This window comes from Sporosarcina luteola (assembly GCF_007991495.1).
GTDB classification, from domain to species: domain Bacteria; phylum Bacillota; class Bacilli; order Bacillales_A; family Planococcaceae; genus Sporosarcina; species Sporosarcina luteola.
The window spans coordinates 80,854-104,337 of record NZ_BJYL01000008.1; the positions used below are offsets into that span (position 1 = coordinate 80,854).

A 23,484-nucleotide genomic window follows, 5' to 3' on the forward strand; every position below is an offset into this window, starting at 1 on the left:
CGAACGTTTAAGGGTTTGTCGACCATAGGCCGGCTGATTTTAAGAGGACGCGCGGGTGAAGTTTTAGCTGTGCGACCATCATTTCGGCAAGATCTTCAGGTTGGATCACTTTATCGGGATTGCCGTCTGTAAGGTTTTCTTCAAATGCAAGGTCAGTTGCCACTGTGCTTGGTGTCAATGCACTGACACGAATGTTATGCTTTCTCACTTCCAACATAAGCGATTCGGTTAGGCCGAGTACACCGAATTTCGACGCACTGTATGCGCTTGTGACAGGGGCACCTTTTTGTCCGGCAGTGGAAGAGATGTTGATAATGTCGCCTGTTTGCCGTTCGATCATTTCAGGCAACACTGCGCGGGTAACATAATACATGCCCATTAAGTTGACATCGATAATATGTTTAAATTCTTCCGGTGATAGTTCAAGGAACTTGCCGAATTTCCCAATTCCGGCATTGTTAATGAGGATATCGATTGGGCCAAGCTCCGACTTCACGTAGTCGACGGCTGCAATGACAGATGCATTATCGGAAACATCTGCTGCAGCCAACGAAACATTAACACCATATTCACGTAGCTCTTCCGCAACCTTCTCAAGATTAGCGGCAGTTTTCCCGATGAGTCCGACATGAATGCCTTCTTTTGCAAAAGCAATTGCGGTCGCACGGCCAATTCCTCTGCCAGCTCCAGTAATAATCGCGTTTTTCCCAGTTATTTTCTGCATTTGATGATCTCCTTTTCACTGAATTCACACGTTAGTATAACAAACAGCCACCTGATCTCCTATGGAAACGAACTTTGTAGAAATTGGGACATCGTGAAAAAGCACCTTCTCTATGCTGAAGGTGCTTTGCTGTTTATTGAACGAAAAAATGGTGATGTTTCACTTGCTGTTGAACACGGTTTGTCGCAGATTTTATATGCTGAATCGTTAAGACATAATTCGTGTTTTTTTCGTAACCCCCACTTGGTGGCTGAACGATAATATTCCGCGGATTTTTAGGATCGCTGCTCAAGCGGACGGAAATCCGTTTTCCCGCCTCTTTCGTGACGAAAACATTTTCAGGTAGGATGGACATAGGGTCGATAGCGGTATTGAACGTCACTGTCCACGTTTTCGAAGAAGCGACAATGTCACCGCTAGGTTTGATTGGCACAGCTTCAACAGTCATCTCCATAAACTTCGAAGTCGTCTCATCTTTATAATGAAGTGAGTTTCCCTCGATCGACAAAGCTGTCACATGCCGATCATTCAATTTTGTGAGGTTGCTGCCATCTATCTTCATTTTGAATAAATAACCGCCATTCGAGTAATTGCTGAAATAAATCCAATCTCCAGCAATTGCAAAGTAGGGGGCATGAACATCATTGACTTTCTGCTTGCCTGTCCCATCTTTTGCGATGCGGTACAACTTCCCGTGATCCGCTTCATTACTGAAATAATAATATCCGTCCGTCTCGACTGATTTTGAGAAGTCATGGAAAAATGCATATTTTGTGCTCGACGCGACAGGCCATTCGCTTTCCACCCAGCTGTGGTCCTGTTTAAGCCGTTTGGAAGTGACTAGGAAATAGGAATATCGCACATCTCCCTTTGTATCTGGAACGGGATCATCCCATGTGATATCCATAAAATAGTTCTGACCATCCAACTTCACAAGATTCCAAGAGTGCGCCTCGCCATTTCCATAGCCTTCCACGTATTCATTTTCGATGCCAAGTCGATTCATAAGCAGTTGGGCTGCCTTCGTATAGCCGTCACAGACCGCAATTCCTTTAATGAGTGACCCGTAGGCAGTATAGGAATCTGCGGAAATCTTACCTTGTTGATAGTTTTCATAATCATATGCTGTATTGAGTGCAATGTAGTCATGGATCGCTTTCACCTTTTCAAAATCGGTGTATGTAGGTTTGATGATGGCTTGAAGGACTTTTTCAACTTCCGACTGCAATTGCTTTTGATTTGCCTTCACTGTCGAAAGGGAGGCGGAATAGGTAAATTCAATTCTTCCATCCGACCATAAATTAGCCCCGTTGTAATACATGACTTCCGGATTCTCGCGCAACACCTGTTGAATGACCTTCCCGGCTTCCTTATAGGAAACTTCCGTCACATCAAAGCGCCCTTTTTCTTGCCCGTTTAAAAGTGCTTCCAAAATCATTTGATAGGATTTCGGGGCTTTCTTCGTCTGAGTCTGAGCGGTTGCTGTCGAAATGTTATTAATCGCCGTCGAGGCTGATGCATGTGGTGTAACCGTGAAGATTGAAAATGAAAGAAGGACTGATGCAGTAAACATGATGAACTTTTTCATAAGACTAACCTCCCTATAACCTTTTTATCGGTTTGTTAGTCAAAAGTTCTAGTGGGTATTTATGGAGAATTTATACGGTGGCGAGCACATAGAAAAAAGGAACGCCAATGGGCATTCCTTTTTTACTTTAAATTAATTGTGAAAAGCTTTGCATTCTTTGAAGCTTTGGCACTTGATCTTCATTCGCTGAAGCAGTGTTAACTTGAACTGACACACCTAAGATGACTACTAGCAAAAGAATCGATGCAATTTTTTTCATTACAAATCCTCCCATTTCTCTACTTTTCTATAAATATAGCCATACCTATTCGCTTCTCGATAATAAATAGATGACAGCTTATATTTCCTATTATTATAGTACCATTCTGCCAATGCAATGCAATATTTATGAATATAACGAAAATCCTGAATATCTTTAAAGTGCTGGATAGTCTCTTTGGCGATTTCATCGAAATAGCCGTTCTCACTATGAAGAGATTTGTATAGATTAAAGTGATGAAAATAAGATAGTTGGTTTTCATCATTTAATCTATGATATAAGTCGATTCCCCTGTTTGCCCATTCGATGACTAGCAGTTTATCACTTCTCTTGGAATGCTCGACAATAAGGCAAAATATTGATATTAACTTATCGTCCTCATCTTTTTTATTATCAATGCTTTTTTGGTAATATAATAGCGCTTGACTACTATTGTTCATAGCGCTATTCAATGTCCCTATATTATGGTATATAATACCTTTCTCATTATTAAGATTAAATTCATCACAGATTTGCATGGCTTTTGAATATGCATCTAGGGACTCTTGGAACTGCTCGCTTCTTTTTCGAGTAATCCCAATAAGAATATAACAATCCAAAACTCTGCTCATCATTAGATTTTCCCTAAAAAAATTTAGCGCATATCGAATATAATCTGCGGAAGTGGAGATATGACCTTCTGCTACATAAATGACTGCAATCATATAGTAGATTTCAGCTTTTTCCCATTCGCTTAAAGAGAACTTATCTAAGTTATCTAATATGTCTTCGAAATAAGCGATCGATTCCTTCCGATTTCTTGCACTATAGGCGTATATTGCCAAATTCAACTTGAATAGATACATTTGATAGGAATTAAATTGTTCTACGGAATGGCTAAGTGCATCAATATCCTTTTTTGTCTCTACTAAGTCTATCCTTAAAATTAGCCTAAACCTTAATATGATTAATGAATAAGTATAATGTAAAGAATTGTTTTCAAAAAGTGGACTGTTTTTTTCCAGATAGTCCAGTTTTTCTTTTGTAAGTTTATCAGTACGCGAGGTAATAACTAATTTATAAATTCCCATTAACATCTTCTCAAACTCAAGTTCTGTCTGTTCATCAGTTTTCTGCAATTTCCCAGGATCCATATCTAACCGTGCCATTAAAAGTAACATAATGTCTTCGCTAGGTTCAATCTGATTACGTTCGATTTTAGACAGATAAGAAGGCGTGCAAATCCCTTTAGCTAAGACAATTTGTTTCATATCTTGCCGTACTCTTTCAGCACGAATCAAATGACCTATTTTCATTTAGGGACACCTCTCTTAATTATCATAATACATCAATAGTATAATACAAATCTATTCAGAATGAGAAATTTTTATTGAAAATAAGCAAAAAAACGTCATTTCTAAAATAAATGTCCCAACAGGAAATGCTTCTTTAGTTCGACTTGACGTGTTATATTTTAGTTAATAGTCACAGGTCATGGCGATTCATCTAATAAAAAAGGAGTGTGAAGGGGATGACGATGGCAAGAACGGAGACTGATTGCGAAGTGGAATTCCTGGACATCGAGATCGTGAAGATGAAGATGGAGCTCTTACAATTTGTACAGACGATGCAATCGAAAGGGTTTTTAAAATCAGTTGACTACGAAGAGTTAAAGATGACGGCGAATCAAACAATCCAAAAAATAGACCTTTAGAGAGAACTCTCTAAAGGTTTTTTCGTGTCTTGATTTAGATAAGTGGATGGCAGGCACAGCGGTTTTCGACTATATAAATATCTCAACAACTCCAATCAAAATCAACAAGATTCCACCTATGCGCTCGGCTTGTTTTCCGAACCAGGTCATGCCTATTTTATGTCCGAGGCGAACGCCGATTGCGATGGAAATGAAAGAGAAGAAACCAACTGAAATGGAGGTCGATAATGGGGGAACGCCTGTAATACCAGCGCTAAATCCGATGGACAGGCAATTGAGTGCGAGAATGAAACCTAAAAGTATGGATTCCTTCCATTGGATGGACACCATATTCTTAGTATCCTCCGAGCAGTCGGAAGGTTTCACGACAACCCAGATACCAAGTCCAATAAGCAAATTTCCACCGATGAAGTTTGAGGTGGACAGCGTAAGGAAATCAGATAAGACGTTGCCAGCAATGATCGCTAAATATGCACAACAAGCGGATATCATAGAGATTGTCAGGTTATATATAAATGGAATTCGGTTAGCGCGCAAACCATAAGCCATACTAATTCCTAAATTATCGATGTTCGCAGCGATACCAATCACAATAATCGTCATCAAAAACATACAAGCCCCTCCGTACGCTCTGTCTATCCATTATTTATATGTATGGGCATGCTCGGTTGGCTAGGCGTGAAAAAATATGGTGCCTGCTACCAAAACAATTCAAAATTGTTTTGGTAGCAGGCACCATAAAAAACTATTTTAGGGATTCTCTTGTCCGTTTGGCTCCAATGACCATGAGGCTGACCGAGCTTGTTACGTTAAGCAAGACGGCGATGATCAATAATGTCAACTGGAGTCCGCTCGAAATGGATAGCGTCAACGCTAGAACTAACGATGTGCTTCCGATGATTAGCATAAGTAATAAAAGTGGCATTTTTGCCGGCATCCAAATGCCTCCTTCTGCAACTTGAACGTTGCTTTTTTCGCAATATCGATTTCCCCGTAACCGACGGGTTTCCTTTATGTATTATACCAAATGGGAGCGGGAAATGAAAAAGCATCCTGGTGCGGAAAACGGAACATTCAGAGTTAAATGCAACTTACTAGTCCGGTAGTCTCTATTGATCTATACTTATAGTTACTAAAAAGGTGAAGAAGGGGGGTTTTCAGTTGGATGAAAAGGATTTAAGACTTCTTTTGTATTTAAATCAGGAACGAAACATAACCAAAGTCGCGGAAAATATGTTTATGACACAGCCAGCATTGAGTTACCGTTTGCAGCAAATTGAGCAATCCTTCAAGGCGAAGCTATTTGTGCGGGGCAGGATGGGGATTCGACCGACACCAAAGGGAGCAGTCTTGATTGATTATGCAAGTGAAATCTTAGAAAAGATGAATGAGGCTAGAGAGGCCCTTCTTCAAATGAATGTGGAAGTGAAAGGGACGATAAAATTAGGCGTTGCTTCTACATTCGGACAGTACATTATGCCACAGCTGCTACAAGCTTTCTTCAATGAATTCCCGGAAGTGAACGTCCATATGGTGACGGGGTTAAGTACGGATATGGCGAGAAAAATTGACAATGGCGATGTAAATGTCGCGCTCATTCGGGGGCATGAACTGTGGAATGATCGAAGAGAATTGATTTGTGAGGAATCTCTTTACATCGTCTCTAAAGAACCCATTGACGTGTTGTCATTGCATGATTTCACGAATATCCATTATCAAATGGATACATATTTAAAGCAAATAGTCGATCGATGGTGGAAGGAATGGTTTGATTCTACAAGAAAGTCGGTTATGAAAGTAGATAATTTGGAGACGGGAAAGGAAATGGCGAGACTTGGTCTAGGCTATACGATTTTACCGGGCATATGCTTAGTCGGAGAAAAGGAATTATGTATGCAGCCATTAGAGACTATGGGCGGAGAAAAATTCAAACGGCAGACGTTTCTTCATTATCGTGAAGAGGATTTGGAAATCGCGGCCATCAATGCGTTCGTCGGTTTTGTTAAACGGTATAAAGATAAAATTCCCCTTCGTTGAAAGTTTCTATCCAAAAAGTAAATCGTTGAAACGGCGAACTGTCCGCGAATCAGCCCGTTAGCTTATTTAGACCAGCTTTCACCTATTTCAACGATTTTTTTAATTGTAACAAACATTCACACCATCAATACATATCAAACAAGGTTTGAATGCTTTCATTATCTCTATATTTTAAAAGGCCAAGCATCAATAGAATTCTTGCTTTATGCGGAGGCAGATTATCGGAAGTGGAAGCTTGGAGATGTTTGTAGCGTTCCAGGGGAAGGACTCTGCCATTCATAACCCGGCTACCAAGGACGATTTGGATGCCTTTTTTCTTAGCTTCTATTAGCTCAACCTCTTCTTTTTCTGAACATCTGCCTGCACCGGTTCCTGCTACGATGATTCCGTCGACTCGTTCTTCATCCAGTAGAGGTCTGATCGTCCTTCCGGTGGCTCCTGCGTAAGAATAGATGATTTCAACTTTCGGCAGATCACTTATCGGCAAAATGGCAAACTCGGAGGAAGTCGTATGCTTCCGGACAGACATGCGGTAGAACTGTACCGAATCATCTGGATCTACGTAGCCTAATACGCCAAGCTCTCCCGAATTGAAAGTTTCCAATCTATACGTATTTGTTTTTGACACATCACGTGCGCAACTGATTTGATCATTTAAAACAACCAATACACCTTTGCCTACTGAGGAGTCGGACGCTGCAACCTTCAATGCATTCAATAAATTGAGGTGTGCATCTGAGCTAATTGCGGAAAAGGGACGTTGTGCACCGGTAAGGACGATCGGTTTATCGGATTCAACCGTCAAATGAAGAAAATACGCAGTCTCCTCCAATGTATTCGTCCCGTGTGTAATCACGATGCCATCATAGTTTCCGTCACTTAAATCATGATGGATTTTATCTCGTAACATGAGCCAATGCTCCGTATCAATCAATGTACTGCTTACGTTGGATAGTTGCTCGATATGGAGTTCTGCGATTTCATTCATCTCCGGTATTTCACGGATTAAATCCTCACCCGTGTAATGCCCGGAAGTATAATTTCTCAAATCTGTTCGTTTAGTGTGATGGGCTGAAATCGTTCCGCCCATGGCAATCAATTTAATTTTCTTCATAGCTCCTCCAACAAATTCACTCTATGCTTTTTATTTTTTTCCTCATACCGAGTAGTGGCGGTAATGCTAAGGAAAGTACTGTTATGATCAGGAACGCCAATGTGATCGGGCGTTCCAGGAAAATCATAAAGCTGCCGTTTGAAATCGTCATTGACTTACGTACAGACTGCTCAATCATTTCACCAAGTATGAAAGCAAGAATGAATGGCGCTGCCGGGAATGAGACAAGTCGTAAAAGATAACCGATAATCCCAAATGCCAACAGCAGGTACAAATCAAACGTATTAAAGCTGATTCCGTACACGCCAATTAGGCAAAAAATAGTGACAAGCGATATAAGCATCGGTCTTGGTATATTCAAGAGCTTAGATATGTAGGGAATTAAAGGCAAGTTCAGTACCAAAAGGAATATATTTCCGATATACATACTGATAATGACACCCCAAAACAGATCAGGCTTTTCAGTAAAAAGCATTGGCCCCGGTTGGATTCCCATCACCATCAATGCTCCAAGAAGAACTGCGGTCGTTCCGGAACCAGGTATTCCTAGGCTAAGCAATGGTACGAATGCGCCGCTTGTTGCAGCATTGTTTGCCGTTTCTGGCGCTGTAAGTCCCTTGATAGAACCTTTTCCAAATTCCTCGGGTTTTTTAGCGATTTTCTTTTCCGTAATATATGCGATAAAAGAAGCGATTGTAGCACCGGCGCCAGGTAAAACACCTATGAGGAAGCCCAAGACGGATTGCCTTGAAGCTGGACCGCTCATTTCCTTTAATTCACTTTTTGTAATTCTGATGCTTCCGATGTTCTTATTTGGACCGCTATCAATGTCATTTCGGGTAATAATTAATTTAAATACTTCTGCCAAGGCGAAGATCCCCAAGGCGATGACCAGAAAATCAATTCCGCTTAATAAGGATGCACTGCCGAAAGTGAATCGTGAAGTTCCAGTTTGACCATCTATCCCAATCATCGCGACCATGAAGCCAAGTGTTCCTGAAATGAGCGCTTTTATCGTGGAGCCTTCAGACAGGCTTGCGATAGCTGTTAAAGCAAGTAGCATGAGCGCGAAATATTCCGGAGGTCCAAAAGAGATGGCTACCGTTGCCAATAATGGAGCGAAAAGCATAAGCAAGATAACTCCGACCGTTCCACCGATGAATGATGACACCGCCGCAATGGCAAGAGCTTTTCCCGCTTTTCCTTGCTGCGCCATTGGATATCCGTCGAAAGCGGTTGCAACTGTTCCAGCAACTCCAGGCGCATTTAAGAGAATGGATGAAGTAGATCCGCCAAAAATTGCACCATAATAGATTCCTGCCATCATAACAAGCGCCATATTCGCATCCATTCCATATGAAATGGGAATCATCACACCAATCGCGGTTATAGGACCAAGTCCAGGCAACATGCCGATGATTGTGCCTAGAAATACGCCCATTAAAACAAAGAGGATGCCATGAAAACTAAAAGCGACTTTTGCACCTTCTAAAATTCCATCCATTACACCCATTCTTTCTCATCCCCCTTCAAAACGGCAATATCCCTTTTGGCAATGAAATCTTCAATACATAATTGAATAAATAGTAAAAAACAATCGGTATGGCAATAGCGACGATGATGTTGGTCACATGCTTCTTATAGCCTAAAGCAAATGTGCTTGTAAAAATGAATAACGCAGTCGTAATCAGAAATCCAAGCCATTCAAGAAGGACAATATAGAGGAGGATAAATCCTCCGAATAAAAAGAGCATCTTCCTGTCGGCATTGAAAAAGGGTTCCGACTGTTCACTGTCCTCACTATCTTTTGGTTCATCTTTAATGAAAAATAGTAAAATTGATAAAAAGATGAGCAAGCAGCCTAAAATGATAGGAATCGCATCAGCATCCACCGGCACTAAAGGATATTCAGGAAGTCTCACACTCATTATCACGAAAACGACTCCAAGCACAATCAAAAACAAGCTTACTTTCTTGTTTTGAGAAGATAGCAATCTAACACGTCCTTTCAAAAGGTTAAGTCAATGAACTATTTCAGTCATTGACTTAATGTAAATACTGCTTTTATTAACGGACAATCCCTAATTCATCCAGCAATGCCTTACTCGATTCCACTTGCTCTTTCAAAAACTCTTGGTATTCTTCATGACCCATGAAGAAATCTCCCCATCCGTAGTTGGCTCTAATTTCTTTCCAAGCATCCGTTTCAGTCATCTCTTTAAACTTTTGCTCGTAAAATTCAAGTGCATCTTCAGGAAGGTCTTTAGGTCCAAAGAATCCTCTCCAGTTAATATAAGTCGTATTGATGCCTTGCTCAACACCGGTAGGGAATTCAGAAATTGTTTCCCCCTCAAGCCGTTCCTCAGAAGTTACAGCCAATACACGTATGTTGCCTGCTCTCACTTGCTCAACAACTTCGGAAACATCCGTTGAAAACACATCAACACTCCCGTTAAGAAGGGCAGTCAACTCTCCGCCGTCCTGCTCGGAAACATATTTAATTTTAGTAATATCAACGCCCGCCTCTTTAGCGAACTTTGCAAATTTCAAGTGATCCATACTTCCGGGGGATGATGAACCGATTACCGTAACACTTGTCGGATCTTTTTTCATATCATCGAAAAGATCATTCAGAGTTTGCCATTTTGAGTCAGCTTTCACCGCGAATGCACCATAGTCGGCAATTACGTTTGCAATCGGAGTGAAGTCGGTATAATCATAATCAGATTGACCATTCAGCGGCACGTCGATCATAGGAGTGGAAGTGACAAATAGGTTGTATGGGCTTTCTTTCTTTGTGGCAATATAAGCCCAACCAACTGCGCCACCACCACCTGTTTTATTCACAACTCCGATACCCTGATCAATCAAACCCTCTTCTTCCAAAACTTTAGCAGCCATTCGAGCGGTTGTGTCCCAACCTCCCCCGGCGCCTGATGGAGCTACAATTTCAATATTCTTCGTCGGCATCCAATCGCCATCCGCCGAACTTGCATCTCCAGACGACTCATTACAAGCCGCAAGAATAAGTGCAAAAGATAACCCTAAAAAGAGTAACGACCTTTTCATTTCCATCATCCTTTCTTGTAAGTGCTTACATACACTATAGATAGAGTCCTAGAATTAGTAAAACTGAATTAATTGATTATTAACCATAGAAATAATTTATGGAATAAGGCATAAAAAAGTTACTAATCATTATTAGCGCGCTTCAGAGTATAGACAAAAGGGTTGGAAATCGTTTGATTTCCAACCCTTTTACTATTAATACATGTGGTCGAGTGAAAATCTTTAACTAATGGATAGATAAAGGAGAAATCAATAGACGCATCCATTTTGTGGACCAGATGATCTTAAGGGACCAACTGCTCTGTGGTCAGAATCTCCAACAGTTCGAGTTCATGGATTTGATTCTTCGTCATCATATCCCTTACCTCACTTATTTAATCACACCGTTGATTGGAGTGGAAGGCGGCGACTCCAGCGGGAATAGCATGAGCTGAAGACCCCGCAACGTAGCGAAGCGAAGTGAGGAGGCTGAAGCCATGCCCGCGGAAAGCGTCCGCCTGGAACGGAAAGCAACTGTTCATGTTACATTTAGCATCAAAAAAAGTGTGCTAACGATCACCAGCACACTTTAGTCATTTATTTCGTCAATTCATCTTTTCGAGGAACAAGGTCAAAAATATCGTGGTCTTCGAATGCATCAACTAAACGATCAAGCCATTCGTAGTAATCGCGTATATATTCGAGTTTTGCTATATCTATTTCAACAGTTTCTTTCAATTCATCACTAACTCCTGGATCGTTTCTCAAAACTTGCAGTTCGGTTAACGATTTTCTAATAGCGACGGAATGAAGAGAGATGGACCTGCGCCATTTAATTGAAAATAAATCGATGAAGCTTTGGTACCAATCGTCTTTCACTTGGTAGAGATCTTTGCGGATACCACGTTTCCATGCGCGTTCCACTAATTTTAAGTCTGACAATGCTCTAACGGAAGTGCTCATACTCGTTTTGCTCATGCCGAGTTCTTCTGTCATATCATCCAATGTTAACGGCTCATTATGGAAGAACATCGTGCCGTACTGTCTGCCAGCAGATGGTGTTAGGCCATATAGATGTATATTTTGCGCGATTGTTTCGATGATCCGCTCGCGTGCTTTGTCAAGTGTTTCTTTTCCGTCCATTATGCATTCCCTCCGAAGTCTCTCATGGAAATCAATTTCCCAATCACTATCCTAAGCATATTATACCCACATTTCGAGTATATCGATAAAACTAAACTTTGTACAGTTTTTTCCGTACAAACAATTTATTTCGTAAAAACGGTTGTATTACAAAATTATTACGCATATACTAGTAGACGTTGAGTTTCGAATTTAGGGAGTGTACGCATGGAAGAACAAAGAAAGAAAATCGAAGTCGTCAATACGACTAAAATCTTCGGTAAACATAGCAAGCGCGCGGCGCAGCTATTGAACGAAGGCAAATCGAAGGGTGAAATCTTGAAGTCTACCGGAGCTACGGTAGGTGTGAAAAACGCTTCTTTCGATGTCTATGATGGTGAAATATTTGTCATCATGGGGCTATCTGGAAGTGGGAAATCGACGTTGGTCCGGATGTTGAACCGGTTGATTGATCCGACGATGGGGTCAATCCGAATTGATGGGGAAGATATTGTCGTGATGAATAAAGAGCAGCTTCGCGGAATCAGAAGGAAAAAAATTGGAATGGTGTTCCAAAATTTCGCCCTTTTCCCTCATAAGACAATTCTTGAGAACACGGAATATGGTCTCGAAATTCAAGGGATTGCGAAAGCGGAACGGCAAGAGAAAGCACGCGAATCACTGAAACTCGTAGGACTAGCAGGATATGAAGAACAATATCCTAGCCAGCTAAGTGGCGGAATGCAGCAACGTGTCGGATTGGCGAGAGCGCTTGCAAACGGTCCAGATGTTTTATTGATGGACGAAGCATTCAGTGCGCTGGATCCGTTAATTCGTAAAGATATGCAGGATGAATTGCTGCAACTGCATCATGATATGGGAAAAACAATTATTTTCATCACCCATGATTTGGATGAGGCACTTCGGATCGGCGATCGCATCGCTCTAATGAAGGACGGAGAAATCGTTCAAATCGGGACGCCTGAAGAAATCTTAATGAGCCCTTCGAATGAATACGTTGAACGTTTTGTCGAGGATGTTGACCTTTCGAAAGTGTTGACAGCAGGCCATATTATGAAGAAGGCGGATATGGTTCAAATAGATCGTGGTGCCCGAGTTGCATTGCGTCTTATGAAAAGACAGGGGATTTCATCCATTTATGTTGTGGATAAAGGGAATCGGTTGATTGGTGCGGTGACAGCGCAAGATGCACTTGACGCAACGGATTCAGGTAAAACATTGGAAGATGTCTTGATTCGGGATGTTCCGACAATTACTCCGGATACAGTATTAACTGATCTGTTCGATACTGTTTCGACGACGACGATTCCAGTCGCTGTTGTGAACGAACAGAATCATTTGCAAGGTATTATCATTCGTGGTGCACTGATCGGCGCTTTAGCAGGCGACGGCCAGTTTATTAATAGCAGTCCAGTAGAATCCGTAGTTGCGGAAGAAGTCGAGGTGGTCAACCATGGATAATTTATTGCCACGATTGCCATTCGCAGATTGGATTGATACTGGTGTTGATTGGCTTGTTACTCATTTCGGATCTGTCTTCGACGGAATATCTGCCTTTCTAAAAGGTATTGTCGAAGGATCGGTGGATTTGATGGATATGGTGCCATCCATCGTGCTGGCCATTCTTTTCGCATTGCTTGCCTGGTTCATCTCTACTCGCAGAATCGCGATATTTACATTGGTCGGACTGTTGTTCATTGACTACCTAGGCTACTGGTATTCGATGTTGCAAATGCTATCGCTCGTCATAACGTCGGTAGTTATTGCGCTTGTTATCGGTATCCCGTTAGGCATATTGGGATCGCAGCAGCCGACGGTGAAAAAGATCATCAATCCGATTTTGGACTTGATGCAGACAATGCCGGCATTCGTTTATTTATTGCCAGCGATCTTCTTTTTCAATATTGGTGTCGTACCGGGCGTTGTCGCTTCAGTCATCTTCTCGATGCCGCCGACTATCCGTCTTACAATGCTTGGAATTGAGCAAGTACCAAAAGATTTGATTGAAGCGACTGAAGCATTCGGCTCGACGACTTGGCAACGGCTTACGAAAGTACAAATACCGCTTGCCAAGCCGACGATTATGGCTGGGGTCAATCAGAGCATCATGCTTTCCCTATCCATGGTCGTTATCGCGTCAATGGTCGGTGCACCAGGACTCGGTGAAGAAGTGTATAGAGCGGTAACACAATTGAAGACGGGCGTCGGTTTTGAAACCGGCCTATCGATTGTCATCGTCGCCATTATTCTTGACCGGATTACACAGCACGCAGGTAAGAAAAAACAAGGGGGAACTATACGATGAATTTTAAGAAGAAAATGTTCGGACTAGGAGCAGTAGCAGTACTTGCAGTAGGCCTTGCCGCTTGCGGAAATGATGATAAGGCTGACGACAAAACAACTTCGGGCGGAGGCAACTCGACTTCGGTCGGTGAATCCGTTGATTATAAAATTACTGGTATTGACCCAGGCGCTGGCATTATGGAAGCGACTGACAGAGCAATTGAGGACTATGAGCTTGATAAATGGGACGTAACAACAGGATCGGGTGCGGCGATGACAGCGTCTTTGAAAAAAGCGTATGACGCTGAAAAGCCGATTATCATTACTGGTTGGACGCCACATTGGAAATTCGCGAAATTCGACTTGAAATACTTGGATGACCCGAAAGGTTCTTATGGTGGGGAAGAGGAAATTCATACAATCGGCAGAGTCGGGCTTGCGGAAGACCTGCCTGAAGCACATCAGATTCTTTCCAACTTCAATTGGGCTGAAGAGGACATGGGTGAAGTGATGGTCGCTATTCAAGAAGGTGAAAAAGAAGTAGTCGCTGCACAAAACTGGATCGATGCAAATCCAGATAAAGTAGCAGAATGGACTGACGGTATCGATAAAGTTGATGGCGATGAAATCAAACTAGCCTATGTCGCATGGGATAGTGAAATTGCAAGCCATAACGTTGTAAAACTCGTATTGGAAGATATGGGATATGATGTTACATTGACTCAAGTGGAAGCAGGCCCGCTTTGGACTGCAGTCGCTGATGGTAGCGCAGATGCTTCACTTGCAGCTTGGTTGCCGGTGACGCATGCAACATACGCAGAAAAATTTGATGGTAAATTCGAAGACCTCGGCGTAAGCATGGAAGGCGTTAAAATCGGCCTTGTCGTTCCACAATACATGGACATCGACTCTATCGAAGACCTAAAAGAATAAAAAAATTCGGTGCCTGACACCACAAAAAGCCTCCAACCTTTTCACGGTTTGGAGGCTTTTTGACGTATCATTGATGTTCAATTGAATAATAATGGTAGTTGAATTCTTTGCTGCCCGGGAGTATGTAGTTCAATTGGCAGATAGGTTTGTCTGCCCTATGTAAGCGTTTGCGTTGTTGATCAATAAAAGACTTGCTCGCATGAACGGAAATGGTTGAACCATTTTCAAATCGCAATTCAGTCTTATTCATTCCGACTGCACGAGAAGTGAAAAAGCGATTGAAAATCCATACACAGTTCACATCGCGGGATTCCGCTGTTTGGAAAAACCCATAATTTTGTTGATTCAAGCATGATGGGTCAGGTTTCATGTGAGAACCACTTCTTATAGTATGATTCCAAATGCTTGCCTGATCCAAAAGTTCCATAGGATTGCGGTTAGAAAGAAAATTGCCATGCGTCGTTAGAATCTCCGACAAGCCATCGTCTCCGTTCGCCCAACGTAATGCGAGCGCGCGATGATCGAGTAAAAAACTTTTACTAAACATAACTAATCCTCCTTTTTTTCTCATTTCGCCATTTATTATAGCATGGTGAATTCCAAATAAATAGTATAAATGTCTTAAAAATATGCAAATTGCGAAAAATACATTATAACGTACATTTTTTAACGAAATTCTAGCGGATTTCCAGTAGCAATCCCACTGATCAATTTCTGCAAAATTCAAACCGATCTACTTGACCTTTACGTTAACGTCAATGATATAGTCAACGTAAACAGCTGAAGGGGTGGTGAAGCTGAGGACGATTAGAGAAACTGCGGAATTATTTGGGGTGTCAACGCGTACAATCCGGTACTACGAGGAAATTGGGCTGCTTGCACCAGATCGGTCGGTGCACAAACAGCGGATGTATTCAAATGCAGAGCTTGCAAAATTGAAACTGATTTTCCGAGGAAAGCGATACGGGTTTTCATTGGATGAAATCAAAGAGATGGTGCTGCTGTTCGACAAAGACCGGTCAGGGCGCAAACAGCTTGAACGGACAGTCGAATATGGCAAACGAAGAATTGGAGAAATCGATGAAAAAATTCGAGAACTTCAAGAAATGAAGGGTGAAATGGAAGAACTACTCGGAGAATTCACTGACAGGTTAAACATTTCGAAAGGGGAATGAAGGGAATGAACAGTTCAAAATTATTGGAGAGAAATGCAAGGAAGTATCCGCAATCAGAAGCAGTCGTCAGCATGGGGAAGCGGACGACATATAAGGAATTGGATGCGCGTGTCAATCGGTTCGGACATGCACTCAGAAAGGAAGGGATTCAAAAAGGAGCGAAGGTGGCGCTCTTCCTGCCGAATGTCGAGGAATTCATCGTCGCCTATTTCGCGGTGCAGCGAATCGGCGGAATTGTCGTACCGATCAATGTCAAATTGACAACAGACGAATTGAAATATGTGCTTATCCATTCAGATGCAGAAGCGCTCATTGCAAATGAAATGCTGTTCGATACGGTGCGAACATTGCAATCTCCTTCTATTTTAATCAAAACAGGAGAAGCGTCGGGAATCTGGAAAAGCTTCGAAACGCTCATCCAGCAATCGGATGATCAAGCGATTCCATGCGATTTAAAAGAAGACGACGAATCGACAATACTTTACACTTCAGGCACGACAGGAGATCCTAAAGGGGTTTTATTCAGCTATCGCAACATTCTTACTGTCGCTTCCTTGATTGCAGTTGAAATGGAATATAAACCGGAAAGCCGTATTCTTCTCATGATGCCGCTCAGCCATTCGGCACCGCTTCATTTATTCATGATGGCGGGCATGTATGTCGGTGCAACGCTCGTTCTCACACCGACGTTCACACCTGATCTACTGATCGATACGGTAGAAAAAGAGAAAACGACCCATTTCTTCGGTGCGCCTGTCGCCTATTTACTAACGGCGGGACAGCCGCGTTTGAAGGAAGCTGATCTTTCTTCCATGAAGTGGTGGGTGTACGGGGGAGCTCCTCTATCCGCAAACGAAGTGAAAATGGTGAAAACCGCATTCAAGACGGATAATCTTATTTGCGTCTACGGCCTGACGGAAGCAGGTCCTAGCGGTTCATTGCTGCTTGCGGATGAGCACGCTACGAAAGCGGGCAGCATCGGACGCAGGGCGCCTCTTCACACAGAACTCCGGATTGTGAATGAACAAGGGGAAGACGTTGCGACAGGTGAAATCGGTGAAATCGTCTTGCTCGGGGAAGGGAATATGCTCGGCTACTATAAGAATGATGAAGAGACGAAGAAGGCTTTCATCGGGGAGTGGCTGAAGACCGGCGACTTGGCGAAGTTCGATGAAGATGGTTTCATTTGGATTGTCGACCGGAAAAAAGACTTGATCATTTCGGGCGGCGTCAATGTGTATCCGAAAGAAATCGAGGAAACGATCCTTCGTTTTCCTGGCATCCGGGAAGTGGCGGTCGTCGGCGTGCCGCATCCTGAATGGGGCGAGACGGTGAAAGCGGTGTTCGCTGCAACTGTACCGGTTAATGTGAATGAAATGAAGGCATTCCTGGCGGAGCATCTTGCCAAATACAAAGTTCCGCGCTTGTACGAGCAAGTTGAAGCATTGCCGCGAAACGCATCCGGCAAAATTCTGAAACAACCATTGCGGGAAGGAGTGACAATCCAGTGAAAGTACTACAAGAAGCGGATTCCGTTAAAATAGACAATTTCTTTGAAAACGACGAAACACTTCAACTCATACTCGAAGAACATCTGGATGGGCCATTCCTTAACTACGCGAAGCGGGAACTGCATGCCTTCGGAGAACTATGTGCGAATGAAATCGACGAGCGTGCGAAATATACTGACCGCGAAGGGGAGCCCCGCCTCATCCAATACGATAAATTCGGAGAGGAAGTTTCCGAAGTATGGGTGAATGAAGGGTATCGGAAAACGGTCCAGGAAACGTATGATACGGGCATTGTCGGCTACGTGCATAAGGAAATTCCAGAGCTCGGGCATAAAGGGAATTATACGTACAGCTTCGCGCAAGGCTATCTTCTGTCGCATGCGGAGCCGGGGTTTCATTGCCCCGTCACGTTGACGCTGGCGACCGCGTACTTGCTTGATCATTACGCTGATGAACATGTGAAAAGCCTTTTCCTCAATAATGTTTGCTCGACCGGTGAAGTACCGTTATACGAAGGCGCAACATTTTTGACGGAGCGGCAAGGAGGATCTGATGTAGGTGCAAACGTTGTGAAAGCGGTGCAAGACGGCGATCACTTCCGCCTCTTTGGAGAGAAATATTTTGCATCGAATGCCGGCATGGCAGGTGTCGCGATGGTGCTTGCTAGAATTGACGGAGCGCAGGACGGCTCGCGTGGATTGACGCTTTTCGCAGTTCCTTGGCGCACAGAAGATGGCAAGCTGAATGGCTTGCGCATCCGCCGTCTGAAGGACAAACTGGGCGTGCGCGCCGTACCTTCAGGCGAGGTCGAATTTGACGGTGCGCTCGCCTATGTCGTCGGTGATCAGACAAAAGGTTTCTATTATATGATGGAAGCACTCAATCTGTCGCGCATTTGTAATGCTGTCGCTTCAGTCGGCATCATGCGCAGGGCATTATTGGAATCAAAAGCATATGCCACTCGCCGCAACGCATTCGACAACCGGCTCATCGACTATCCGATGGTGAAGGATACAATCGGAAAAATGGTTGCAAAGCTCCATGTCGAAGTGGCTACCGTCTTTGATTTGACCCAACAGTATGAACGCGTCACAGAGGGCACGGCGTCCGATCGGGAAACAATTCTCAATCGTCTTTTTATCGCGCTTATGAAAAAGGAAACGGCGGAACAGGCAATCCATTTCGCGCACGAAGCGATTGAAATGCATGGCGGCAACGGTTATATCGAAGATTTCGTCACACCGCGCCTACTGCGGGACGCCCAAGTGCTCACCGTCTGGGAAGGCACCGCGAATATTTTAGGGCTCGAACTCATCCGGCTCGTCAATAATTACGAAGCGCACAAGCTATTTCTGGATGAAATGCGGAACCGCCTTGTCATCATCCATGACAGCGAAATGAAAAAAGCGGTTTTCGTCGAATTAAACAAGCTATCCACCGATCTTACGGTATTTGCAAATTTGGACAATGCACTTCAAACACTCGAAGCGAAAGGTCTTATGAAGCGGATGGCGCATCTATATGAAAGCATCGTTGCGCTTGAATGGGCGATGAAACACGGCGACAAGTACGAAAAACTTGCGGACATCTATATTGAAGATACTTGGTCATTGCGGAAACTCGGAACACCGATGAAAACGGTTGAGTATTTTGATGAATTGATTTGAATAGAAAAAATGTGAAGTCGGCTCAATCTTTCGAGTCGACTTTTTTGTGTTTTAGATATCGTCTAGCTTCGGGTGCGAAATATGAATGTTTCCCCACTTTTTTTCAGCATTAGACAATAAAAGCTGTCGATGCACAAAGTTTCAATTCGTATGTTGACGATTTGTATGAAAGTATAGCATTTTTTATCTAAAAAATTTAATTTTCTAACAGCCGTGAAAGTCGTATAGTTAATGAAAAGGTCTATGTCTAAAGGAGTGATTGTCATAAAAAAAGTTCTAGCAATCCTACTGGCAGTTTCCGTTGTGGCGTGCAGCGCTACGATATTTGCCGCAGTCGAACCGGCCGTAGAACTTCTTGCTTCATTCGAAAAGGAATACGAACAGCACCTGCATGATGCCGAATCATTCGAAAGGCTGGAAAACGGCCTCAACAAAGCGGAGTTGGATCTATTGGAGTTGGCGGCGGACGATACAGGTTTGACGCTCAAGACGGTGAATAAAAGGCTGGATGGACAAGCAGGAAAATAGGGGAATGGGAATGCGAATATATAAATGAGCTGTGAGGATGCAGCTCAATACATAAGCACTGCAAGCGGCAGTTCCACAATTTGTGCACATAGTAAAGGTGCCTGCCACCAAATTAACCAATCAGACAAAATCTTTTCTAATCAGACAAAAATAGAATCTTAATTATCGCATTTTATGACGTGATATTCAGTATTGGTTGTCTATACTGGGAGCATAAGAGAATAAAAGTTTCGTCAGGCTTTCATTTTAAAAAGAAGAAATAGGTGGTTATAGGGGTGTATGGAATGGGATATGCGATTAGCTTGAAAAGAAATCCATCGAGCAATATGGGATTGCTTATATTTTATCGATACGTTTCATTAGCTCTGTCCTCAATTTTCTTTTTAATGGATCCGCAATCAGTACTCGGTTTTAAAATGGGGGTAATTGCCTCTTTATGCATTGCGGCATGGATTATTACAGATTTGCAAACTCGATATGCAGCAAATTCGTCAATCATGAAACTGACCGTCATTGCGGAAATGGTCGGAGTGACGTTGTTATTAATTCCTACGGGAGGGATTTCAAGCGCTTTCATTTGGTATGCACTAAATCCGGTATTAGTCGCTGCGATGTTTCTCTCTTCTTTATTCTGTTGGGGAATCCTAGCCTTTTTCCTCAGTAGTGCGACATTCATCGCTTATTTAAACACGGGGAATTTAGCTCCGATTTTTGAAGGACAGTCATACTTCTATCTTGTCTGTTTATTGACCGTCATTTTGACTCGGCTTTTCACCGGACTTACAAGAGAACTGTTGCATGTCAATGAAAAACTGACAGAAACGAATGAGAAATATCAAGATACACTGGAACAGGTCATGTCGCTTTATCACTTAATGGATAAATTTTCATCTGCAATGGACGTGCGGAAATTGATGAATGAAATCACCGCATCTATCGTAAAAAGTACGAAAAGCAAGAATGCATTCTTTTGGTTGACCGATTTTAATCAGCAACACAGTCATTTTGCAATTGCAGATAATGATCATCATATCGAAAATAAGTTAAAGGAAAAGTGGCCAGAAATCCGTGGCAAGCGAGTGCCGTTTGTTATGGAACTGAATGGTGCATTTTTCGGAATGAAAGTCATTAAGACATCTTACAATATTTGTGTCGTAGGGGTGGAAATGGAGAATAACAACGTTTATCCTGGCAACCAGCCATTTGAATTTCTATGTGAGTTGGCAGAAATCATGCTTGAAAAACTGCATATGGACGAAATGATGGACGAAATGATCGTTGTTGAAGAACAGAATCGGATTGCGAATGAGATCCATGACAGTGTATCGCAAAGATTGTTCGGGCTTGTCTGTTCATTGCATAGTTTGAAAGTGAAAGGCGGATCGATGTCGAGCAGAGAGTTGGAAGAAGAATACGAATTCCTTTCCAAAACAGCGAATTCGACAATTAAAGAGCTACGGTCAGTCGTCTACCGGCTTAGTTCTGTTAAAAAAGGCGAGACGCCTTTTTTAGTATGCTTACAGAAATACCTTGAAGAGTTCGCTAGACTGAATGATATCCGGATTGATTACCAAATGACAGGGGAAGAGGGGTTCATTTCCGAAAAAGTGAAGCAGACATTATACCGGATTATTTCGGAAGCATGCGGCAACTCAGTCCGACATGGTAAATGCAAGCAGATTGAGTTGAAATTAACCATAACAGAACGAAAAGCGGAACTGTCGATTTATGATGATGGAATCGGTTTTAATCCGCGGCAATTGACTGAAAAGAAGACACCTGGCATTGGACTTTATAATATGCATGCAATGGTCAACTCTTTTGCTGGTACCATTTCTATAGACGGCCAACAAGGTGTAGGTACTGACATCCACATTGAAATACCAAGCGCTGTCATACCAATTTTTTAAGAGGTTGAAATTGTATGGTGAATTGAGAAAAAAGCTTCCCGGGAAATTATATTAGGGAAGCTTTTTTGTATGAAATCACAAGGTCCGTTCTTTCGTGTTCGGGGTCCATTTTTTGCACAAGGGTCCATTCTTTCCAGTCGAGTTCGCGGTTTGCTCAATCATTGATCGGCTTTTTTCTCTTCCCGATGATATTCCGAAATTTGAACAACGCGGACTTTGCCGGTATGAAGTTCATGGTAAATGCCCCTGCTGTCGCGGAAGGATATGTATTGATCCCGCTCATTTCGGACAAGTTGTTCGGCGCTCTCCAAGGATTCAGTGAAAATAAAGCGGCGGATGTAATGCTCTTCATCAAAAAAATAAGTGATTTTGAATTCCTGCATCGGCGGTCCTCCTAGACTGTCATTAATGTAGTCGACCTTCATGTATCTTTCCCTCTTTGAACGAGTTCAATTCCCCGGGCAATGCAGTGCTATTGTTTTTTAAAAAAGACCGTTCCTGTGGTATTTAGAATAGTGTGACATATCAAGAAAAGGCTTCAGGAGTGATGGCCGAACTAACGCTAGCTTTTCCACCTTTTCAGATAAAGAGATGACCGACCCTTATATCATTTTTCACACGCATACCCATCTTTATCCCGATCCATTTTTGATTGGTATGCAGCATGGCCTTCCGGAACGCCGTTCGGATATTTCTTGCGGAGCTCCGTACAGTTTTTGAACCATTCCTGTCCGTCCGCAACATTTACGCTTGGCGTCGACGGAGTTGTCGGGCTTTTCGCTGTTGAACTACTTGGCTTTGTCACAGGTACTACATCGCTGTTAAATCCAGAATCGGTCGCATAGTTTTCAACCGACCAGATACCGAGTCCTTTTTTCTTCGCTCCCGCTTGGACTTCCTCGAAAGGCGTCAAATGACGAGTGTTTGGCGGATATACGTAAGCGACCCGTGCCAATCCTTCCGCTAATAAAGTTTCTTGAACACTTTTCCCGTCGACATAAACGTAGGCAAGCAATCGATCGTATTTATCGATTCTCTCTCCGATATCGAATTCGAGTGTAAGTGCACCGCTATTGACCAATTGCCGATTGCGCTCCTTCGCCTCTTCTCCAAATGGCTGCTTGCCAAGGCGCGGATGGCTCGTCTCAGGCGTGTCGATCAATAAATAGCGGACATTGATTTCCTGGCCGTTGTACAAAACTTTAATTGTATCGCCGTCGATCGTCTTCACCAATTTAACGGGGACTTGCGCCGTCGTACCGGATGTCTCAGTCTTTTTCGCCGAAGCTGGTTTTCCAGTGGAAGCGGAATTCTTTTCTACGGCAGTAGCGCTATTACTCGAAGTTTCCGTTTCAGTCTTTTTATTTTCCTTCTTTGAACTGTCTTCCGCTGGTGCTTTCTCTTCTAGCTTTTCTATCTCGACTGTTTCAACGTGCTCTTCCGTTGCTTTATCAGTTGACTCGTTTTCGTCAAATGAACCGGCACAACCCGAGAGTACAACCACTAAGCCTGTAATTAGCAGAGGTGATGCCATTTTTGACGTCCGTTTTACTTCTTTTTGCTTTATTTTATTCATTCCACAATATAACAATCCAATGAACAACAGCCCAATAATAATCAATATGACCTTCAAATTTCCAATCCTCCATAACATTTTTTTAAAGTTTGACTAAGGGGTATTCCCTTGTAACAGAACTCTATTATTATAGCAGGAAAGTTTGTAGTCGACGAGGGAATGAAGAAAATGAATAAGGAATGCTCTCTTTATGAGTGAGACTTACGATTTAAGAGGACTTCTATTGAATTAACAAAAGATTTCTCAATCTAGATTGCTGGGTTCTCATTCTGCAGATAGAGTTCTCGTTTATTCC

24 protein-coding genes and 1 pseudogene are annotated in these 23,484 nt (G+C 42.7%); 10 read left to right on the forward strand and 15 right to left on the reverse strand.

Going from position 1 to position 23,484, the window contains the following annotated elements; genetic code table 11:
- Window positions 1-7: 7 nt before the first annotated feature.
- From SLU01_RS03725 to SLU01_RS03735, 4 genes are all read right to left on the reverse strand, one after another.
- On the reverse strand, window positions 8-724 hold the full coding sequence (locus SLU01_RS03725; protein ID WP_147055486.1) for a 3-ketoacyl-ACP reductase: 717 nt from the start codon (window positions 722-724) through the stop codon (window positions 8-10).
- Window positions 725-857: 133 nt separating this feature from the next.
- On the reverse strand, window positions 858-2,312 hold the full coding sequence (locus tag SLU01_RS03730; RefSeq protein ID WP_147055488.1) for a DUF5050 domain-containing protein: 1,455 nt from the start codon (window positions 2,310-2,312) through the stop codon (window positions 858-860).
- Window positions 2,313-2,439: 127 nt separating this feature from the next.
- Window positions 2,440-2,571, reverse strand: coding sequence for a hypothetical protein (locus SLU01_RS18315; protein WP_281288358.1), 132 nt, complete (start codon window positions 2,569-2,571; stop codon window positions 2,440-2,442).
- Window positions 2,571-3,866: a tetratricopeptide repeat protein gene (locus SLU01_RS03735; RefSeq protein ID WP_147055490.1), complete on the reverse strand. Its 1,296-nt coding sequence runs from the start codon at window positions 3,864-3,866 to the stop codon at window positions 2,571-2,573. Before SLU01_RS03735 ends, SLU01_RS18315 begins: the two co-directional genes overlap by 1 nt.
- A 215-nt stretch (window positions 3,867-4,081) precedes the next feature.
- Here SLU01_RS03735 and SLU01_RS03740 point away from each other — a divergent pair, with 215 nt between their 5' ends.
- A complete protein-coding gene (locus tag SLU01_RS03740; protein ID WP_147055492.1) occupies window positions 4,082-4,264 on the forward strand; it encodes a hypothetical protein in 183 nt (60 codons plus the stop codon).
- Window positions 4,265-4,333: 69 nt separating this feature from the next.
- Here the strand turns inward: SLU01_RS03740 and SLU01_RS03745 are convergent, their stop codons facing one another.
- Window positions 4,334-4,876 (reverse strand): manganese efflux pump MntP, encoded by a 543-nt coding sequence (locus tag SLU01_RS03745; RefSeq protein WP_147055494.1) that lies wholly within the window; start codon window positions 4,874-4,876, stop codon window positions 4,334-4,336.
- 133 nt (window positions 4,877-5,009) lie between these two features.
- Complete coding sequence (locus SLU01_RS03750) at window positions 5,010-5,201, reverse strand: hypothetical protein (protein ID WP_147055496.1); 192 nt, start codon at window positions 5,199-5,201, stop codon at window positions 5,010-5,012.
- 224 nt (window positions 5,202-5,425) lie between these two features.
- Here SLU01_RS03750 and SLU01_RS03755 point away from each other — a divergent pair, with 224 nt between their 5' ends.
- Window positions 5,426-6,301, forward strand: coding sequence for a LysR family transcriptional regulator (locus SLU01_RS03755; RefSeq protein WP_147055498.1), 876 nt, complete (start codon window positions 5,426-5,428; stop codon window positions 6,299-6,301).
- Between the two features lie 124 nt (window positions 6,302-6,425).
- Here SLU01_RS03755 and SLU01_RS03760 read toward each other — a convergent pair whose 3' ends face one another.
- The 6 genes and pseudogenes from SLU01_RS03760 to SLU01_RS03780 form a co-directional block, all read right to left on the reverse strand.
- Window positions 6,426-7,415 (reverse strand): asparaginase, encoded by a 990-nt coding sequence (locus SLU01_RS03760; protein ID WP_147055500.1) that lies wholly within the window; start codon window positions 7,413-7,415, stop codon window positions 6,426-6,428.
- Between the two features lie 16 nt (window positions 7,416-7,431).
- Window positions 7,432-8,928: a tripartite tricarboxylate transporter permease gene (locus SLU01_RS03765; RefSeq protein ID WP_147055502.1), complete on the reverse strand. Its 1,497-nt coding sequence runs from the start codon at window positions 8,926-8,928 to the stop codon at window positions 7,432-7,434.
- Between the two features lie 16 nt (window positions 8,929-8,944).
- Window positions 8,945-9,427 (reverse strand): tripartite tricarboxylate transporter TctB family protein, encoded by a 483-nt coding sequence (locus tag SLU01_RS03770; RefSeq protein ID WP_308507716.1) that lies wholly within the window; start codon window positions 9,425-9,427, stop codon window positions 8,945-8,947.
- A 55-nt stretch (window positions 9,428-9,482) separates the two neighbouring features.
- The gene (locus SLU01_RS03775; RefSeq protein ID WP_147055506.1) at window positions 9,483-10,484 is read right to left on the reverse strand and encodes a Bug family tripartite tricarboxylate transporter substrate binding protein; all 1,002 of its coding nucleotides are present in this window, start codon (window positions 10,482-10,484) and stop codon (window positions 9,483-9,485) included.
- Between the two features lie 209 nt (window positions 10,485-10,693).
- A pseudogene (locus SLU01_RS18175) lies at window positions 10,694-10,840 on the reverse strand (IS5/IS1182 family transposase); the annotation flags it as partial.
- Window positions 10,841-11,060: 220 nt separating this feature from the next.
- Window positions 11,061-11,606: a GbsR/MarR family transcriptional regulator gene (locus SLU01_RS03780; RefSeq protein WP_147055508.1), complete on the reverse strand. Its 546-nt coding sequence runs from the start codon at window positions 11,604-11,606 to the stop codon at window positions 11,061-11,063.
- Window positions 11,607-11,813: 207 nt separating this feature from the next.
- On the opposite strand from SLU01_RS03780, the gene SLU01_RS03785 reads away from it, so the two are divergent.
- Genes SLU01_RS03785 through SLU01_RS03795 form a run of 3 tightly spaced genes read left to right on the forward strand, consistent with a single transcriptional unit; the run spans window position 11,814 to window position 14,822 of the window.
- The gene (locus SLU01_RS03785) at window positions 11,814-13,067 is read left to right on the forward strand and encodes a quaternary amine ABC transporter ATP-binding protein (protein WP_147055510.1); all 1,254 of its coding nucleotides are present in this window, start codon (window positions 11,814-11,816) and stop codon (window positions 13,065-13,067) included.
- Window positions 13,060-13,911 carry an ABC transporter permease gene (locus tag SLU01_RS03790; protein ID WP_147055512.1) on the forward strand — a complete coding sequence of 284 codons (852 nt, stop codon included), beginning with the start codon at window positions 13,060-13,062 and terminating at the stop codon, window positions 13,909-13,911. Before SLU01_RS03785 ends, SLU01_RS03790 begins: the two co-directional genes overlap by 8 nt.
- A complete protein-coding gene (locus tag SLU01_RS03795) occupies window positions 13,908-14,822 on the forward strand; it encodes a glycine betaine ABC transporter substrate-binding protein (RefSeq protein ID WP_147055514.1) in 915 nt (304 codons plus the stop codon). Before SLU01_RS03790 ends, SLU01_RS03795 begins: the two co-directional genes overlap by 4 nt.
- Before the next feature lie 67 nt (window positions 14,823-14,889).
- Here the strand turns inward: SLU01_RS03795 and SLU01_RS03800 are convergent, their stop codons facing one another.
- Window positions 14,890-15,369 carry a competence protein ComK gene (locus SLU01_RS03800; RefSeq protein ID WP_170232577.1) on the reverse strand — a complete coding sequence of 160 codons (480 nt, stop codon included), beginning with the start codon at window positions 15,367-15,369 and terminating at the stop codon, window positions 14,890-14,892.
- A gap of 250 nt (window positions 15,370-15,619) precedes the next feature.
- Between SLU01_RS03800 and SLU01_RS03805 the strand changes: the two genes are divergently transcribed.
- From SLU01_RS03805 to SLU01_RS03825, 5 genes are all read left to right on the forward strand, one after another.
- On the forward strand, window positions 15,620-15,997 hold the full coding sequence (locus SLU01_RS03805) for a MerR family transcriptional regulator (protein ID WP_174842610.1): 378 nt from the start codon (window positions 15,620-15,622) through the stop codon (window positions 15,995-15,997).
- Between the two features lie 5 nt (window positions 15,998-16,002).
- Window positions 16,003-17,508 (forward strand): class I adenylate-forming enzyme family protein, encoded by a 1,506-nt coding sequence (locus SLU01_RS03810; protein WP_147055520.1) that lies wholly within the window; start codon window positions 16,003-16,005, stop codon window positions 17,506-17,508.
- Window positions 17,505-19,175, forward strand: coding sequence for an acyl-CoA dehydrogenase family protein (locus SLU01_RS03815; RefSeq protein WP_147055522.1), 1,671 nt, complete (start codon window positions 17,505-17,507; stop codon window positions 19,173-19,175). The genes SLU01_RS03810 and SLU01_RS03815 overlap by 4 nt, the downstream gene beginning before the upstream one ends.
- 243 nt (window positions 19,176-19,418) lie before the next feature.
- Window positions 19,419-19,703, forward strand: coding sequence for a hypothetical protein (locus SLU01_RS03820; RefSeq protein WP_147055524.1), 285 nt, complete (start codon window positions 19,419-19,421; stop codon window positions 19,701-19,703).
- 284 nt (window positions 19,704-19,987) lie between these two features.
- Entirely contained in the window at window positions 19,988-21,613 is a 1,626-nt protein-coding gene (locus SLU01_RS03825; protein ID WP_147055526.1) for a sensor histidine kinase, read from the forward strand.
- 158 nt (window positions 21,614-21,771) lie between these two features.
- Here SLU01_RS03825 and SLU01_RS03830 read toward each other — a convergent pair whose 3' ends face one another.
- Together SLU01_RS03830 and SLU01_RS03835 are read right to left on the reverse strand one after the other, a co-directional pair.
- On the reverse strand, window positions 21,772-22,038 hold the full coding sequence (locus tag SLU01_RS03830) for a hypothetical protein (RefSeq protein WP_246110858.1): 267 nt from the start codon (window positions 22,036-22,038) through the stop codon (window positions 21,772-21,774).
- A gap of 182 nt (window positions 22,039-22,220) precedes the next feature.
- Window positions 22,221-23,147, reverse strand: coding sequence for a thermonuclease family protein (locus SLU01_RS03835; RefSeq protein ID WP_147055538.1), 927 nt, complete (start codon window positions 23,145-23,147; stop codon window positions 22,221-22,223).
- Between the last annotated feature and the right edge of the window lie 337 nt (window positions 23,148-23,484).

Coding starts and splice junctions, on each gene's coding strand:
- SLU01_RS03725 (WP_147055486.1), bottom strand. CDS start 724: ATGCAGAAAATAACTGGGAAAAACGCGATTATTACTGGAGCTGGCAGA.
- SLU01_RS03730 (WP_147055488.1), bottom strand. CDS start 2,312: ATGAAAAAGTTCATCATGTTTACTGCATCAGTCCTTCTTTCATTTTCA.
- SLU01_RS18315 (WP_281288358.1), bottom strand. CDS start 2,571: ATGAAAAAAATTGCATCGATTCTTTTGCTAGTAGTCATCTTAGGTGTG.
- SLU01_RS03735 (WP_147055490.1), bottom strand. CDS start 3,866: ATGAAAATAGGTCATTTGATTCGTGCTGAAAGAGTACGGCAAGATATG.
- SLU01_RS03740 (WP_147055492.1), top strand. CDS start 4,082: ATGACGATGGCAAGAACGGAGACTGATTGCGAAGTGGAATTCCTGGAC.
- SLU01_RS03745 (WP_147055494.1), bottom strand. CDS start 4,876: ATGTTTTTGATGACGATTATTGTGATTGGTATCGCTGCGAACATCGAT.
- SLU01_RS03750 (WP_147055496.1), bottom strand. CDS start 5,201: ATGCCGGCAAAAATGCCACTTTTATTACTTATGCTAATCATCGGAAGC.
- SLU01_RS03760 (WP_147055500.1), bottom strand. CDS start 7,415: ATGAAGAAAATTAAATTGATTGCCATGGGCGGAACGATTTCAGCCCAT.
- SLU01_RS03765 (WP_147055502.1), bottom strand. CDS start 8,928: ATGGGTGTAATGGATGGAATTTTAGAAGGTGCAAAAGTCGCTTTTAGT.
- SLU01_RS03775 (WP_147055506.1), bottom strand. CDS start 10,484: ATGAAAAGGTCGTTACTCTTTTTAGGGTTATCTTTTGCACTTATTCTT.
- SLU01_RS03780 (WP_147055508.1), bottom strand. CDS start 11,606: ATGGACGGAAAAGAAACACTTGACAAAGCACGCGAGCGGATCATCGAA.
- SLU01_RS03785 (WP_147055510.1), top strand. CDS start 11,814: ATGGAAGAACAAAGAAAGAAAATCGAAGTCGTCAATACGACTAAAATC.
- SLU01_RS03790 (WP_147055512.1), top strand. CDS start 13,060: ATGGATAATTTATTGCCACGATTGCCATTCGCAGATTGGATTGATACT.
- SLU01_RS03795 (WP_147055514.1), top strand. CDS start 13,908: ATGAATTTTAAGAAGAAAATGTTCGGACTAGGAGCAGTAGCAGTACTT.
- SLU01_RS03800 (WP_170232577.1), bottom strand. CDS start 15,369: ATGTTTAGTAAAAGTTTTTTACTCGATCATCGCGCGCTCGCATTACGT.
- SLU01_RS03810 (WP_147055520.1), top strand. CDS start 16,003: ATGAACAGTTCAAAATTATTGGAGAGAAATGCAAGGAAGTATCCGCAA.
- SLU01_RS03820 (WP_147055524.1), top strand. CDS start 19,419: ATGTCTAAAGGAGTGATTGTCATAAAAAAAGTTCTAGCAATCCTACTG.
- SLU01_RS03825 (WP_147055526.1), top strand. CDS start 19,988: ATGGGATATGCGATTAGCTTGAAAAGAAATCCATCGAGCAATATGGGA.
- SLU01_RS03830 (WP_246110858.1), bottom strand. CDS start 22,038: ATGAAGGTCGACTACATTAATGACAGTCTAGGAGGACCGCCGATGCAG.
- SLU01_RS03835 (WP_147055538.1), bottom strand. CDS start 23,147: ATGGCATCACCTCTGCTAATTACAGGCTTAGTGGTTGTACTCTCGGGT.